Annotated in this window: 10 protein-coding genes, 4 tRNA genes and 1 rRNA gene; all 15 read left to right on the top strand. The window is 60.5% G+C overall.

What is annotated here, in order from left to right; all coding sequences use genetic code 11:
* Positions 1-4 precede the first annotated feature (4 nt).
* Positions 5-118, top strand: a 5S ribosomal RNA gene (gene rrf / locus LJ656_RS28570).
* 155 nt (positions 119-273) lie between these two features.
* A tRNA-Tyr gene (locus tag LJ656_RS28565) sits at positions 274-359 on the top strand.
* Positions 360-398: 39 nt separating this feature from the next.
* A tRNA-Gly gene (locus tag LJ656_RS28560) sits at positions 399-472 on the top strand.
* A 16-nt stretch (positions 473-488) separates the two neighbouring features.
* Positions 489-563 (top strand) — tRNA-Thr (locus LJ656_RS28555).
* Between the two features lie 62 nt (positions 564-625).
* A complete protein-coding gene (tuf, locus tag LJ656_RS28550) occupies positions 626-1,816 on the top strand; it encodes an elongation factor Tu (protein WP_075303267.1) in 1,191 nt (396 codons plus the stop codon).
* A 63-nt stretch (positions 1,817-1,879) separates the two neighbouring features.
* Positions 1,880-1,955 (top strand) — tRNA-Trp (locus LJ656_RS28545).
* A 34-nt stretch (positions 1,956-1,989) separates the two neighbouring features.
* Positions 1,990-2,370, top strand: coding sequence for a preprotein translocase subunit SecE (gene secE, locus LJ656_RS28540; protein WP_075303276.1), 381 nt, complete (start codon positions 1,990-1,992; stop codon positions 2,368-2,370).
* 1 nt (position 2,371) lies between these two features.
* Positions 2,372-2,929, top strand: a complete 558-nt coding sequence (gene nusG / locus LJ656_RS28535; protein ID WP_075303275.1) for a transcription termination/antitermination protein NusG — start codon at positions 2,372-2,374, stop codon at positions 2,927-2,929.
* A gap of 166 nt (positions 2,930-3,095) precedes the next feature.
* Complete coding sequence (gene rplK, locus LJ656_RS28530) at positions 3,096-3,527, top strand: 50S ribosomal protein L11 (RefSeq protein ID WP_007180146.1); 432 nt, start codon at positions 3,096-3,098, stop codon at positions 3,525-3,527.
* Positions 3,528-4,226 carry a 50S ribosomal protein L1 gene (gene rplA / locus LJ656_RS28525; protein WP_075303274.1) on the top strand — a complete coding sequence of 233 codons (699 nt, stop codon included), beginning with the start codon at positions 3,528-3,530 and terminating at the stop codon, positions 4,224-4,226. It begins immediately after the preceding gene.
* Positions 4,227-4,528: 302 nt separating this feature from the next.
* A complete protein-coding gene (gene rplJ, locus LJ656_RS28520; protein ID WP_075303273.1) occupies positions 4,529-5,032 on the top strand; it encodes a 50S ribosomal protein L10 in 504 nt (167 codons plus the stop codon).
* Between the two features lie 63 nt (positions 5,033-5,095).
* A complete protein-coding gene (gene rplL / locus LJ656_RS28515; protein ID WP_075303272.1) occupies positions 5,096-5,470 on the top strand; it encodes a 50S ribosomal protein L7/L12 in 375 nt (124 codons plus the stop codon).
* Between the two features lie 369 nt (positions 5,471-5,839).
* The gene (gene rpoB / locus LJ656_RS28510; protein ID WP_230512839.1) at positions 5,840-9,946 is read left to right on the top strand and encodes a DNA-directed RNA polymerase subunit beta; all 4,107 of its coding nucleotides are present in this window, start codon (positions 5,840-5,842) and stop codon (positions 9,944-9,946) included.
* Between the two features lie 21 nt (positions 9,947-9,967).
* Entirely contained in the window at positions 9,968-14,206 is a 4,239-nt protein-coding gene (gene rpoC / locus LJ656_RS28505; RefSeq protein ID WP_230512838.1) for a DNA-directed RNA polymerase subunit beta', read from the top strand.
* Between the two features lie 239 nt (positions 14,207-14,445).
* The gene (recQ, locus tag LJ656_RS28500; RefSeq protein ID WP_230512837.1) at positions 14,446-16,293 is read left to right on the top strand and encodes a DNA helicase RecQ; all 1,848 of its coding nucleotides are present in this window, start codon (positions 14,446-14,448) and stop codon (positions 16,291-16,293) included.
* The last annotated feature ends 65 nt before the right edge of the window (positions 16,294-16,358 follow it).

Raw genomic sequence — 16,358 nt, 5'->3', positions numbered from 1 at the left:
CATGCCTGATGACCATAGCGAGTCGGTCCCACCCCTTCCCATCCCGAACAGGACCGTGAAACGACTCTACGCCGATGATAGTGCGGATTGCCCGTGTGAAAGTAGGTAATCGTCAGGCTCCTTCTTCAAACAAAAACCCACCGCTCGCGGTGGGTTTTTGCGTTTACCAAAGGTGTAGGAATCACCTACATATAAATGAGAACGTTGGGTTTGGAACGGTCAAGCAGCCCTTGACAAAAAGATGTTGTTCCCCCATAATCGTCAGTTCTCTGCGGAGGGGTGCCCGAGTGGCTAAAGGGGGCAGACTGTAAATCTGTTGGCTTACGCCTACGTTGGTTCGAATCCAACCTCCTCCACCAGAATGCAAGCTGTAGCAGTTGTTGGGAATCCATGACCTTGCGGGTGTAGCTCAATGGTAGAGCAGAAGCCTTCCAAGCTTACGACGAGGGTTCGATTCCCTTCACCCGCTCCAGCAACATAGAAGTAGCGCCCATGTGGCTCAGTGGTAGAGCACTCCCTTGGTAAGGGAGAGGTCGGCAGTTCGATCCTGCCCATGGGCACCAGAAGTACTCGGTGATTGTTTGCGCCCAGCGCAACGTACGGAAAATCCTCTTAGGAGTCGAAAATGGCCAAGGGTAAGTTTGAGCGGACCAAGCCGCACGTGAACGTGGGCACGATCGGTCACGTTGACCACGGCAAGACCACGCTGACGGCAGCGATCACGACGGTTCTGACGCAGAAGTTCGGCGGCGAAGCGAAGGCATACGACCAGATCGACGCGGCGCCGGAAGAAAAGGCACGTGGTATCACGATCAACACCGCGCACGTCGAGTACGAAACGGCTAACCGCCACTACGCGCACGTTGACTGCCCGGGCCACGCCGACTACGTGAAGAACATGATCACGGGTGCAGCGCAGATGGACGGCGCAATCCTGGTGTGCTCGGCAGCAGACGGCCCGATGCCGCAAACGCGTGAGCACATCCTGCTGGCGCGTCAGGTTGGCGTTCCGTACATCATCGTGTTCCTGAACAAGTGCGACATGGTGGACGACGCTGAACTGCTGGAGCTGGTCGAGATGGAAGTTCGCGAACTTCTGTCGAAGTACGACTTCCCGGGCGACGACACGCCGATCATCAAGGGTTCGGCCAAGCTGGCGCTGGAAGGCGACAAGGGCGAACTGGGTGAAGTGGCGATCATGAACCTGGCCGACGCGCTGGACACGTACATCCCGACGCCGGAACGCGCGATCGACGGTTCGTTCCTGATGCCGGTGGAAGACGTGTTCTCGATCTCGGGTCGCGGCACGGTGGTGACGGGTCGCGTTGAGCGCGGCATCATCAAGGTCGGCGAAGAAATCGAAATCGTCGGTATCAAGGCGACGGTGAAGACGACCTGCACGGGCGTGGAAATGTTCCGCAAGCTGCTCGACCAGGGTCAGGCAGGCGACAACGTTGGTATCCTGCTGCGCGGCACGAAGCGTGAAGACGTGGAGCGTGGCCAGGTTCTGGCGAAGCCGGGTTCGATCAACCCGCACACGCACTTCACGGCTGAAGTGTACGTGCTGAGCAAGGACGAAGGCGGCCGCCACACGCCGTTCTTCAACAACTACCGTCCGCAGTTCTACTTCCGTACGACGGACGTGACGGGCTCGATCGAGCTGCCGAAGGACAAGGAAATGGTAATGCCGGGCGACAACGTGTCAATCACGGTTAAGCTGATCAACCCGATCGCGATGGAAGAAGGTCTGCGCTTCGCAATTCGCGAAGGCGGTCGTACGGTCGGCGCTGGTGTCGTCGCCAAGATCATCGAGTAACGCCAGAAAGTTCTCGGTAATCGGTTGTATGGGGTTGGCGATGCCGCCAACCCCAAATGGTTTAGGGGTATAGCTCAACTGGCAGAGCGTCGGTCTCCAAAACCGAAGGTTGGGGGTTCGATTCCCTCTGCCCCTGCCAACTATCGCGTCGTAGTGACGCTTCGTAAGGTGTTATGGCGAATCCTTCCGTCGAAACTGTAAATGCATCTGGCGATAAGTTGATGTTGATCGCAGGTGTGTTGCTGGTCTTGGCCGGGTTCGTGGGGTTCTTCTGGCTGAATGGCCAGGAATGGTACATCCGCGGAGCCGCCTTGGCTGTTGGTGCGATCGCGGGTGTTGCAGTCGGTCTGCTCTCGGCGCCTGGCAAGGGTTTTATCGCTTTCGCCAAAGACTCATACAAGGAAGTTCGTAAGGTTGTTTGGCCTACTCGCAAAGAGGCAACCCAAACAACGCTCGTAGTGTTCGGCTTCGTTGTGGTGATGGCAATCTTTCTCTGGATCAGTGATAAATCCATTGAATGGGCGATTTTCTCGGTGATTCTGGGTTGGAAATGATATGAGCGATACTCCGGCATCCCCGAGTGGTAAACGTTGGTACGTGGTGCACGCCTACTCCGGTATGGAGAAGAGCGTGCAACGAGCGCTTCAGGAGCGCATCGAGCGTGCCGGCATGCAGGATCAATTTGGTCAGATCCTCGTTCCGACCGAAGAGGTTGTCGAGGTGAAGGGCGGTCACAAATCGGTGACTGAACGTCGTTTCTTTCCGGGCTACGTGCTGGTGGAAATGGAGATGACGGACGAAACGTGGCACCTCGTGAAGAACACGGCAAAGGTGACCGGTTTTGTCGGCGGGGCGCGCAATCGCCCGAGCCCGATTTCCCCGCGGGAAGTCGAAAAAATCATGTCGCAGATGCAGGAAGGCGTGGAGAAGCCGCGTCCCAAGACCCTGTTCGAAGTAGGCGAGATGGTGCGGGTCAAGGAAGGCCCGTTCACTGATTTCAACGGTAGCGTCGAAGAAGTGAACTACGAAAAGTCGCGAGTCCGTGTTTCCGTTACAATCTTCGGCCGCGCAACGCCGGTCGAGCTGGAATTCGGCCAGGTCGAAAAGTTGTAATCCAGAATTTTACGGAACGCACCGCTTGGTGCGTTCCGTATTTCGCGCTTACGGTCCGCGTAATGGCCGTTGAGGAGCGTCACTAGCCACATGTTCGGCGAACGCGCGCTACTACTCACCGAACGTCCGCTTGCAACGCAAGCGACGTTTCAAAGAGGTTCTCAAGATGGCAAAGAAAATCATCGGCTTTATCAAGCTGCAGATTCCTGCAGGTAAAGCCAACCCGTCGCCGCCGGTCGGCCCGGCACTGGGCCAGCGTGGCCTGAACATCATGGAGTTCTGCAAGGCGTTCAACGCGCAGACTCAAGCTCTGGAACCGGGTCTGCCGATTCCGGTCGTGATCACGGCATTCGCGGACAAGAGCTTCACGTTCGTTCTGAAGACGCCGCCGGCTACGGTTCTGATCAAGAAGGCAGCGAAGATCGACAAGGGTTCGAGCAAGCCGCATACCGACAAGGTCGGCAAGATCACCCGCGCTCAAGCGGAAGATATCGCCAAGACCAAGATGCCCGATCTGACGGCTGCTGATCTGGACGCAGCGGTTCGTACGATCGCTGGTAGCGCCCGCTCGATGGGCATCACCGTGGAGGGCGTGTAAATGGCTAAGCTTTCGAAGCGTCTGCAAGCATTTGCAGCCAAGGTTGATCGTCAGAAGCTGTACCCGCTCGAAGACGCTCTGTCGCTCGTGAAGGAATGCGCAAGCGCGAAGTTCGACGAGTCGATCGACGTCGCAGTGCAACTCGGCATCGACGCGAAAAAGTCGGACCAGGTCGTTCGCGGCTCGGTCGTGCTGCCCGCTGGTACCGGTAAGTCGGTCCGCGTCGCTGTGTTCGCACAGGGCGAAAAGGCTGAGCAGGCTCGCGCAGCTGGCGCAGAAGTCGTCGGTATGGAAGACCTGGCTGAACAAGTCAAGGCCGGCAATCTCGATTTCGACATCGTGATCGCTTCACCGGACACGATGCGTATCGTCGGTACGCTCGGCCAGATCCTCGGCCCGCGCGGCCTGATGCCGAACCCGAAGGTCGGTACGGTTACGCCGGACGTCGCGACCGCGGTCAAGAACGCCAAGGCTGGTCAGGTGCAATTCCGTGTCGACAAGGCCGGTATCATCCACGCGACCATCGGCCGTGCTTCGTTCGAACCGGCAGCTCTGCGCAGCAACCTGAGCGCGCTGATCGAAGCGCTGCAAAAGGCCAAGCCGGCAACCAGCAAGGGCGTGTACCTGCGTAAGGTTGCTCTGTCGAGCACGATGGGTGTTGGCGTTCGCGTCGACCAGACGTCGATCGCTGCACAGTAATGAATTTTGCCGCGCCGGCGCGAGCCGGGGCGGCTTTATGGGCTTTGGGCGGTTGCGAGGTGGCAGTCTGCATCGCGCAACCGGTTGTCAAAGACCGTTGGCGGGCACGCAGCAGGCAGGCGAGTCCTTAATGTAAAGCCAACGCAGATGGCGAACCCGAAAAGGTTTTGTAGTGATGAAACTGTTGGATGCTCGCAGCGATGCGGGTGTCGGGCGGTCGAAATACTCCTGACTGGTCGGACGCCGTTATTGAACGCGGTACACAAGGCGCACGCCGCGTGTATCGAATCTGGAGGTTAACCGTGCCACTTAACAAAGAAAGCAAGCAGGCCGTTGTCGCTGAGGTTTCCGCGCAAGTCGCGAAAGCCCAGACCATCGTTCTGGCTGAGTATCGTGGGATCACGGTTGGCGATCTGACCAAGCTGCGCGCGAAAGCGCGTGAGCAACAGGTTTACCTTCGCGTGTTGAAGAACACGCTGGCGCGTCGCGCTGTCGAAGGTACCCCGTTTGCTCCTCTGGCAGAGCAGATGACCGGCCCGCTGATCTACGGCATCTCGGAAGATGCAATTGCCGCCGCTAAAGTCGTCAACGACTTCGGCAAGGGCAATGACAAGTTGATCATCAAGGCAGGTTCCTACGAAGGCAAGGTGATGGACAAAGCTGGCGTGCAAGCGCTGGCAAACATCCCGAGCCGCGAAGAACTGCTCTCCAAGCTGCTGTTCGTTATGCAAGCTCCTGTTTCCGGCTTCGCGCGTGCTCTGGCCGCGCTGGCGGAAAAGAAGCAAGGCGAAGAAACCGCTGCGTAATGTACATCGGCCGAGCGTAATTGATCGCTGGCTGTATCCGAATTCAATTTAGGAGTGTTTCAAATGGCAATCGCAAAAGAAGACATCCTCGAAGCCGTTGGCTCGATGTCGGTTCTGGAACTGAACGAACTGGTCAAGGCGTTCGAAGAGAAGTTTGGCGTGTCGGCAGCTGCTGTTGCAGTGGCAGGCCCGGCAGGCGGCGGCGCTGCTGCTGCTGCTGAAGAGCAGACCGAATTCACGGTCGTTCTGGCTGAAACGGGTTCGAACAAGGTTGCAGTCATTAAGGCTGTTCGCGAACTGACGGGTCTCGGCCTGAAGGAAGCGAAGGACCTGGTTGACGGCGCACCGAAGCCCGTCAAGGAAGCGGTGCCCAAGGCTGCTGCTGAAGAAGCGAAGAAGAAGCTGGAAGAAGCCGGCGCGAAGGTTGAAGTCAAGTAAGTTTCAACGCGCTGTGCGAAGGCTGGCGGTTTTTCACCGCCGGCCTTTTTGTGCTTTGTGGGGGCTGCGTTTTTGCGGGTGTTAGCCGGCAAGAACGTCGCCCCAGAAGCCAAAGAAAATCGTCAGTCGGCAAGTTTGACCGGCGTTTCTCTTTGTCTTCTGAAGCGACTGCAGAAGGCAAGTTTGGTCGGGTAGCGGGCAACACAGGCATCCGCTGCCGTCAGCCAGCGGTTGGTAGAGGCCAACCACCAAGCTTCTAGGCTCGTTCAAGCCATCGGACGGCCATCGGGTCTCAGTCGGTGAACACTCGGGTTGTCTCATCAAGGTATCCTGCCTCGACAACTATGCCCGCCGTGATTCGGAGATCGTATGCAATATTCCTTCACCGAGAAGAAGCGTATTCGCAAGAGTTTTGCGAAACGCCCCATCGTTCACCAAGTACCTTTCCTGCTGGCTACCCAGCTTGAATCATTCAGCACGTTTCTGCAAGCAGACACGTCGTCCACGCAACGCAAGCCGGAAGGCCTGCAGGCTGCGTTTTCCTCAGTTTTCCCGATCGTTTCGCACAACGGCTTCGCTCGTCTCGAGTTCGTCAGCTACATGCTGTCGCCGCCGGCATTCAACATCAAGGAATGCCAGCAGCGCGGTCTGACGTACTGCTCGGCACTGCGCGCGAAAGTGCGTCTGGTGCTGCTCGACAAGGAATCGCCGAGCAAGCCGGTCGTCAAGGAAGTGAAGGAACAGGAAGTGTACATGGGTGAAATTCCGCTCATGACGCCGACCGGTTCGTTCGTCATCAACGGCACGGAACGTGTGATCGTTTCGCAGCTGCACCGTTCGCCGGGCGTGTTCTTCGAACACGACAAGGGTAAGACGCACAGCTCGGGCAAGCTCCTGTTCTCGGCTCGTATCATTCCTTACCGCGGTTCGTGGCTCGATTTCGAGTTCGACCCGAAGGACGTGCTGTACTTCCGTGTCGACCGTCGCCGCAAGATGCCGGTCACGATCCTGCTGAAGGCAATCGGCCTGACGCCGGAACAGATCCTCGCAAACTTCTTCGTGTTCGACAATTTCACGCTGATGCCGGAAGGCGCGCAGATGGAATTCGTGCCGGAGCGTCTGCGTGGTGAAGTCGCGCGTTTCGACATCACGGACCGCGACGGTAACGTGATCGTCCAGAAGGACAAGCGGATCAACGCGAAGCACATTCGCGACCTCGACAACGCGAAGACCAAGTTCATCTCGGTACCGGAAGACTATCTGCTCGGCCGCGTGCTTGCGAAGAACGTGATCGACGGCGATACCGGTGAAGTCATCGCGAACGCGAACGACGAAATCACCGAAACGGTCCTCGACAAGCTGCGCGAAGCGAAGATCAAGGATATCCAGACGCTCTACACGAACGATCTGGACCAGGGTCCGTACATCTCGTCGACGTTGCGTATCGACGAAACTGCCGACAAGATGGCCGCGCGCATCGCGATCTACCGCATGATGCGTCCGGGCGAACCGCCGACCGAAGAAGCGGTCGAGGCGCTGTTCAACCGTCTGTTCTACAGCGAAGAAGCGTACGACCTGTCGAAGGTGGGTCGTATGAAGTTCAACCGCCGTGTCGGCCGTGACGAGATCGTCGGCCCGATGACGCTGCTGGACGACGACATCCTCGCGACCATCAAGATCCTCGTCGAGCTGCGCAACGGTAAGGGCGAAGTGGACGATATCGACCACCTCGGCAACCGTCGTGTGCGTTGCGTCGGCGAACTCGCGGAAAATCAGTTCCGCGCGGGTCTCGTGCGCGTCGAGCGAGCAGTGAAGGAACGCCTCGGCCAGGCCGAAAGCGAAAACCTGATGCCGCACGACCTGATCAACTCGAAGCCGATTTCGTCGGCGATTCGGGAGTTCTTCGGTTCGTCGCAGCTGTCGCAGTTCATGGACCAGACCAATCCGCTGTCGGAAATCACGCACAAGCGCCGTGTTTCCGCACTCGGCCCGGGCGGTCTGACGCGTGAACGCGCAGGCTTCGAAGTCCGCGACGTGCACCCGACCCACTACGGCCGCGTGTGCCCGATCGAAACGCCTGAAGGTCCGAACATCGGTCTGATCAACTCGCTCGCTCTCTACGCGCACCTGAACGAATACGGCTTCCTCGAGACGCCGTATCGGAAGGTTGTGGACGGCAAGGTGACCGACCAGATCGACTACCTGTCGGCGATCGAAGAAGGCCGTTACGTGATCGCTCAGGCGAACGCGGCGGTGGCCGACGACGGCACGCTGACCGACGAACTCGTGTCGTCGCGTGAAGCGGGTGAAACGCTGATGGTCACGCCGGACCGCATCCAGTACATGGACGTGGCGCCGTCGCAGATCGTGTCGGTGGCGGCATCGCTGATTCCGTTCCTCGAGCACGACGACGCGAACCGTGCGTTGATGGGCTCGAACATGCAGCGTCAGGCTGTGCCGTGTCTGCGCCCGGAGAAGCCGGTCGTCGGTACGGGTATCGAGCGCACCGTGGCGGTCGACTCGGGTACGACGGTTCAGGCACTGCGTGGCGGTGTGGTCGACTACGTCGACGCGGGCCGTATCGTGATTCGTGTGAACGACGACGAAGCGGTCGCGGGTGAAGTCGGTGTCGACATCTACAACCTGATCAAGTACACGCGTTCGAACCAGAACACGAACATCAACCAGCGTCCGATCGTGAAGATGGGCGACAAGGTTGCTCGTGGCGACGTGCTGGCTGACGGCGCATCGACCGATCTGGGCGAGCTCGCGCTCGGCCAGAACATGCTGATCGCGTTCATGCCGTGGAACGGCTACAACTTCGAAGACTCGATCCTGATCTCGGAGAAGGTTGTTGCGGACGACCGTTACACGTCGATCCACATCGAAGAACTGAACGTCGTCGCTCGCGACACGAAGCTCGGACCGGAAGAAATCACGCGCGACATCTCGAACCTCGCTGAAGTGCAGCTTGGCCGTCTCGACGAGTCGGGCATCGTGTACATCGGCGCGGAAGTCGAAGCTGGCGACGTGCTGGTCGGCAAGGTCACGCCGAAGGGCGAAACCCAGCTGACGCCGGAAGAAAAGCTGCTGCGCGCGATCTTCGGTGAGAAGGCTTCGGACGTGAAGGACACGTCGCTGCGCGTGCCGTCCGGCATGAGCGGTACCGTGATCGACGTGCAGGTGTTCACGCGTGAAGGCATCCAGCGCGACAAGCGCGCGCAACAGATCATCGACGATGAACTGAAGCGCTATCGCCTCGACCTGAACGACCAGCTGCGCATCGTGGAAGGCGACGCGTTCCAGCGTCTGGCACGTATGCTCGACGGCAAGGTCGCGAACGGCGGTCCGAAGAAGCTCGCGAAGGGCACCAAGATCGAACAGGCTTACCTCGCCGATCTGGATCACTACCACTGGTTCGACATCCGCCTCGCGGACGAAGAAGCAGCGGCGCAGCTCGAAGCGATCAAGAACTCGATCGAAGAGAAGCGTCACCAGTTCGATCTGGCCTTCGAAGAGAAGCGCAAGAAGCTCACGCAAGGCGACGAACTGCCGCCGGGCGTGCTGAAGATGGTCAAGGTCTACCTGGCTGTGAAGCGTCGTCTGCAGCCTGGCGACAAGATGGCAGGCCGTCACGGTAACAAGGGTGTGGTGTCGAAGATCGTGCCGATCGAAGACATGCCGTACATGGCCGACGGCCGTCCGGCCGACGTCGTACTGAATCCGCTCGGCGTGCCGTCGCGGATGAACGTGGGTCAGGTTCTCGAAGTGCATCTGGGTTGGGCCGCGAAGGGTCTCGGCTGGCGTATCGGCGAAATGCTGCAGCGTCAGGCGAAGATTGCCGAAGTGCGTGAATTCCTGACCAAGATCTACAACGAGTCGGGCCGCGCGGAAGAGCTGGACAGCTTCAGCGACGAGGAAATCCTCGAACTGGCGAAGAACCTGCGCGAAGGCGTGCCGTTCGCAACGCCGGTGTTCGACGGTGCGACGGAAGAAGAAATGTCGCGCGCGCTGGATCTGGCATTCCCGGACGACATCGCGACGAACCTCGGCATGACGCCGTCGAAGAATCAGGTGCGTCTGTACGACGGCCGCACGGGCGAGATGTTCGAACGTACGGTGACGGTCGGCTACATGCACTACCTGAAGCTGCACCACCTGGTCGACGACAAGATGCACGCGCGTTCCACGGGTCCGTACTCGCTCGTTACGCAGCAGCCGTTGGGCGGTAAGGCTCAGTTCGGTGGCCAGCGTTTCGGTGAGATGGAAGTGTGGGCACTCGAGGCATATGGCGCATCGTACGTGCTGCAGGAAATGCTGACGGTGAAGTCGGACGACGTGACGGGCCGGACCAAGGTTTACGAGAACCTGGTCAAGGGCGATCACGTGATCGATGCCGGCATGCCTGAGTCGTTCAACGTGTTGGTGAAGGAAATCCGGTCGCTGGGTATCGACATCGACCTGGACCGGAACTAATCGGACTACTGGAGAGAAGCGATGAAAGCTTTGCTCGATCTATTCAAGCAAGTCCAACAACCTGAAGTTTTTGATGCGATCAAGATCGGTCTGGCCTCGCCGGACAAGATCCGTTCGTGGTCGTTCGGTGAAGTGAAGAAGCCGGAAACCATCAACTACCGGACGTTCAAGCCGGAGCGTGATGGTCTGTTCTGCGCGAAGATCTTCGGGCCGATCAAGGACTACGAATGCCTGTGCGGTAAGTACAAGCGTCTGAAGCACCGCGGCGTGATCTGCGAGAAGTGCGGCGTCGAAGTGACGCTCGCCAAGGTCCGCCGTGAGCGCATGGGCCACATCGAGCTCGCCTCGCCGGTCGCGCACATCTGGTTCCTGAAGTCGCTGCCGTCGCGTCTGGGCATGGTGCTCGACATGACGCTGCGCGACATCGAGCGCGTGCTGTACTTCGAGGCATACGTGGTGATCGATCCGGGCATGACGCCGCTGAAAGCGCGGCAGATCATGACCGAAGAGGATTACTACAACAAGGTCGAGGAATACGGCGACGAATTCCGTGCCGAAATGGGCGCGGAAGGTATTCGCGAACTGCTGCGCGCGATCAACATCGACGAGCAGGTCGAACTGCTGCGCACGGAACTGAAGAACACCGGTTCGGAAGCGAAGATCAAGAAGTACGCGAAGCGCCTGAAGGTGCTCGAGGCATTCCAGCGTTCGGGCATCAAGCCGGACTGGATGGTCCTCGAAGTGCTGCCGGTGCTGCCGCCGGAACTGCGTCCGCTGGTGCCGCTGGACGGCGGCCGTTTCGCGACGTCGGACCTGAACGACCTGTATCGCCGCGTGATCAACCGTAACAACCGGTTGAAGCGTCTGCTCGAGCTGAAGGCGCCTGAAATCATCGTCCGCAACGAAAAGCGGATGCTGCAGGAAGCCGTCGACTCGCTGCTCGACAACGGCCGTCGCGGTAAGGCGATGACCGGCGCGAACAAGCGTCCGCTGAAGTCGCTCGCCGACATGATCAAGGGTAAGGGCGGTCGCTTCCGTCAGAACCTGTTGGGTAAGCGCGTCGACTACTCGGGCCGTTCGGTGATCGTGGTCGGCCCGACGCTGAAGCTGCATCAGTGCGGTCTGCCGAAGCTGATGGCGCTCGAGCTGTTCAAGCCGTTCATCTTCAACAAGCTCGAAGTGATGGGTGTCGCTACCACCATCAAGGCTGCGAAGAAGGAAGTCGAGAACCAGACGCCGGTGGTGTGGGACATCCTCGAAGAGGTGATCCGCGAACATCCGGTCATGCTCAACCGTGCGCCGACGCTGCACCGTCTCGGTATCCAGGCGTTCGAGCCGGTGCTGATCGAAGGTAAGGCAATCCAGCTGCACCCGCTCGTTTGCGCGGCGTTCAACGCCGACTTCGACGGTGACCAGATGGCTGTTCACGTGCCGCTGTCGCTCGAAGCGCAGATGGAAGCGCGCACGCTGATGCTGGCGTCGAACAACGTGCTGTTCCCGGCTAACGGCGATCCGTCGATCGTGCCGTCGCAGGATATCGTGCTCGGTCTGTACTACGCGACCCGCGAAGCAGTGAACGGCAAGGGCGAAGGCCTGACGTTCACGGGCGTGTCGGAAGTGCTGCGCGCGTATGAGAACAAGGAAGTCGAGCTCGCCTCGCGCGTCAACGTGCGGATCACCGAAATGGTCCACAACGAAGACAAGTCGGAAGGCGCGCCGGCGTTCGTGCCGAAGATCACGCTGTACGCAACCACGGTCGGCCGCTCGATCCTGTCGGAAATTCTGCCGCCGGGTCTGCCGTTCTCGGTGCTGAACAAGCCGCTGAAGAAGAAGGAAATCTCGCGTCTGATCAACACCGCATTCCGCAAGTGCGGTCTGCGTGAGACGGTGATTTTCGCCGACCAGCTGATGCAGTCGGGCTTCCGTCTGGCAACCCGCGCTGGTATCTCGATCTGCGTCGACGACATGCTCGTGCCGCCGCAGAAGGAAACCATCGTCGGCGACGCCGCGAAGAAGGTGAAGGAATACGACCGTCAGTACATGTCGGGTCTCGTCACCGCGCAGGAACGCTACAACAACGTGGTCGACATCTGGTCGGCGACGTCGGAAGCGGTCGGCAAGGCCATGATGGAACAGCTGTCGACGGAGCCGGTCACGGACCGCGACGGCAACCAGACGCGTCAGGAGTCGTTCAACTCCATCTACATGATGGCCGACTCGGGTGCTCGTGGTTCCGCGGTTCAGATCCGTCAGCTGGCCGGTATGCGCGGCCTGATGGCGAAGCCGGACGGCTCGATCATCGAGACGCCGATTACGGCGAACTTCCGCGAAGGTCTGAACGTGTTGCAGTACTTCATCTCGACCCACGGTGCACGTAAGGGTCTGGCTGATACGGCACTGAAGACCGCGAACTCGGGTTACCTGACTCGTCGTCTGGTCGACGTGACGCAGGATCTGGTCGTCGTCGAGGATGATTGCGGCACGTCGAACGGCGTGGCGATGAAGGCGCTCGTCGAAGGCGGTGAAGTCGTCGAAGCGCTGCGTGACCGGATTCTGGGTCGCGTGGCCGTGGCTGACGTCGTCAACCCCGAATCGCAGGAAACGCTGTTCGAAGCGGGCACGCTGCTCGACGAAGACGCGGTCGAAGACATCGAGCGCCTCGGCATCGACGAAGTGCGCGTGCGTACGCCGCTGACTTGCGAAACGCGCTACGGTCTGTGCGCGGCCTGCTACGGTCGCGACCTCGGCCGCGGCTCGCTGGTCAACGTCGGCGAAGCAGTCGGCGTGATCGCGGCGCAGTCGATCGGTGAACCGGGCACGCAGCTGACGATGCGTACGTTCCACATCGGTGGTGCGGCATCGCGTGCGGCAGTGGCCTCGTCGGTCGAAGCGAAGTCGAACGGTACGGTGCGTTTCACGTCGACGATGCGTTACGTGACGAATGCGAAGGGCGAGCAGATCGTCATCTCGCGTTCGGGCGAAGCGATGATCACCGACGATCACGGCCGCGAGCGCGAGCGTCACAAGGTGCCGTACGGCGCGACGCTGCTGCAGCTCGACGGTGCGCAGATCAAGGCCGGTACTCAGCTGGCCACGTGGGATCCGATGACGCGTCCGATCATCACCGAGTACGGCGGTACGGTGAAGTTCGAAAACGTCGAGGAAGGCGTGACCGTTGCGAAGCAGATCGACGATGTCACGGGTCTGTCCACGCTGGTCGTGATCGACGTGAAGCGTCGCGGTTCGCAAGCGTCGAAGACGGTGCGTCCGCAGGTCAAGCTGCTCGATGCGAACGGCGAAGAAGTCAAGATCCCGAACACCGAGCACTCGGTGCAGATCGGCTTCCAGGTCGGCGCTCTGATCACCGTGAAGGACGGTCAGCAGGTGCAGGTCGGTGAAGTGCTCGCACGTATCCCGACCGAATCGCAGAAGACGCGTGACATTACCGGCGGTCTGCCGCGCGTGGCGGAACTGTTCGAAGCACGTTCGCCGAAGGACGCGGGTATCCTGGCGGAAGTCACGGGTACGACGTCGTTCGGTAAGGACACGAAGGGCAAGCAGCGTCTCGTTATCACGGACCTCGAGGGCAATCAGCACGAGTTCCTGATCGCGAAGGAAAAGCAGGTTCTGGTGCACGATGGTCAGGTCGTCAACAAGGGCGAAATGATCGTCGACGGACCGGCGGATCCGCACGACATCCTGCGTTTGCAGGGCGTCGAGGCGCTGTCGCGCTACATCGTGGACGAAGTGCAGGACGTGTATCGTCTGCAGGGCGTGAAGATCAACGACAAGCACATCGAAGTGATCGTGCGTCAGATGCTGCGCCGCGTGCAGATTTCGGACAACGGCGATACGCGCTTCATCCCGGGCGAACAGGTCGAGCGGTCGGATATGCTCGATGAGAACGACCGTATGATCGCGGAAGACAAGCGTCCGGCAACGTACGAAAACGTGCTGCTCGGTATCACGAAGGCGTCGCTGTCGACCGATTCGTTCATCTCCGCGGCGTCGTTCCAGGAAACGACCCGCGTGCTGACCGAAGCGGCGATCATGGGCAAGCGCGACGACCTGCGTGGCCTGAAGGAAAACGTGATCGTCGGCCGTCTGATTCCGGCCGGTACGGGTCTCGCGTTCCACAAGGCGCGCAAGAGCAAGGAAATGGCCGACCGCGAGCGTTTCGATCAGATCGCAGCGGAAGAGTCGTTCGAATTCGGTACGCCGGAAGCCCCGGCTGCCGAACAGCAGCACTCGGGCGAATAAGTCCAGCGGCGGCGCCAGCCGCCTCGGCTTAGCCGCCTCGCAAAGCCGCCCAGTTTCGACTGGGCGGCTTTTTTTATGCGCGTTTTTGCGCCGCTGCATCGATGCGGCGCGCCGGCGACGCGCTCAAGCTGTCTAGTCCGGATGGCCAACGTTGTCGTAAAGCGAAGGCGCAACGCGAATGCGTTGGTAAAATTCGTGTCACTGCCTTAAAGCCGCGTCGCTCGCCGCCTCCCAAATTCATGTCCCGTCCGCTCGAAATCCTCAACGAAGTCTTCGGTTATCCCGCGTTCAGAGGGCAGCAGGGCGAAATTGTCGAGCACGTCGCCGACGGCGGCGATTGCCTCGTGTTGATGCCAACCGGCGGCGGCAAATCGCTGTGCTATCAGATTCCGTCGCTGGTGCGGCGCGAACGCGGCTTCGGCGCCGGCATCGTGGTGTCGCCGCTGATCGCGCTGATGCAGGACCAGGTGGCCGCGCTGACCGAAGTCGGCGTGCGCGCCGCGTATCTGAACTCGACGCTGTCGAGCGCGGAAGCGATGGCCACCGAGCGCGCGCTGCGCGACGGCGATATCGATCTGCTGTATGTCGCGCCCGAGCGGCTGATGACGCCGCGCTTCCAGGAACTGCTCGAACGCACCCGCATCGGTCTGTTCGCGATCGACGAAGCGCACTGCGTGTCGCAATGGGGCCACGATTTCCGCCCCGAATACATCCAGCTGTCGGTGCTGCACGAGCGCTTTCCAAACGTGCCGCGGATCGCACTCACGGCGACCGCGGACGCGATCACGCGCGACGAAATCATTCAACGTCTCGCGCTCGAAGACGCGCGCGTGTTCGTGTCGAGCTTCGACCGGCCGAATATCCGCTACCGGATCGCCGAAAAAGACAATGCGCGCGCGCAGCTGCTCGACTTCATCCGCGCCGAGCATACGAGGCCGGACGGCACGACCGACGCCGGCGTCGTCTATTGCCTGTCGCGCCGCAAGGTCGAGGAAACGGCCGAGTGGCTGAAGGAAAAGGGCATGCGCGCGCTGCCTTATCACGCCGGCATGGAATTCGAGGTGCGTCAGAAGCACCAGGAGATGTTCCAGCGCGAGGAAGGCATCGTCATGTGCGCGACGATCGCGTTCGGGATGGGGATCGACAAGCCGGACGTGCGCTTCGTCGCCCATCTGGATCTGCCGAAGAGCGTCGAAGGTTATTACCAGGAAACCGGCCGCGCGGGGCGCGACGGGATGCCGTCGAATGCGTGGATGGCCTATGGGCTCGGCGACGTCGTGCAGCAGCGCAAGATGATCGACGAGTCCGAAGCCGACGAAGCGCATAAGCGCGTGCAGACCGGCAAGCTCGACGCGCTGCTCGGGCTGTGCGAAACGGCGACGTGCCGCCGCGTGCGCCTGCTTGCCTATTTCGGCGAGAGCAGCCAGCCGTGTGGCAACTGCGACAACTGCCTCGAGCCGCCGCCGACGTGGGACGCGACGCGCGAGGCGCAGATGGCGCTGTCGTGCGTGTTCCGCGCGCAGCGGGCGAGCGGCTTTCACTTCGGCGCCGGCCATCTGATCGACATACTGCGGGGCAATCGCAGCGAAAAGATCCTGCAGCGCGGCCACGAGAAGCTCACCACCTTCGGTATCGGTGCGGCGCTCGGCGAGGCGGAGTGGCGCGCGGTGTTCCGCCAGCTCGTCGCGTTCGGCTATCTGACGGTCGACCACGAGGGTTTCGGCTCGCTGGTGCTGACCGAGGCGAGCAAGCCGGTGCTGAAGGGCGAGCAGCAGGTGACGATGCGCCGCTATGTGAAACCGACCCGCACGCGCCAGTCGTCCGGCCGCACGAGCGAGCGCGCCGATCCGACCATCGGCATGGGTCCGCGCGAGCGCGCCCGCTGGGAGCGTTTGCGCATGTGGCGCACCGAAACCGCAAAGAGCGATGGCGTGCCGGCCTACGTGATCTTCCACGACGCGACGCTGGCGGAAATTGCCCGTCTCGGCCCCGATTCGATCGACGATCTGCGCGGCGTGCCGGGCATGGGCGCGCGTAAACTCGACCGTTTCGGCTACGAACTCCTCCACGTTGTAGCCGCTGACTGACCTCGCCGCGCCTGTCCGAGCCGATCCACAGGGGTGCGAAATATCGCAACCTGTTGACTCCCTTA

The organism is Paraburkholderia sejongensis (genome assembly GCF_020880815.1).
Taxonomy (GTDB): Bacteria; Pseudomonadota; Gammaproteobacteria; order Burkholderiales; family Burkholderiaceae; genus Paraburkholderia; species Paraburkholderia sejongensis.
Note: the sequence above shows the minus strand (reverse complement) of the source record. Positions and strands in the feature narration are given on the sequence as shown.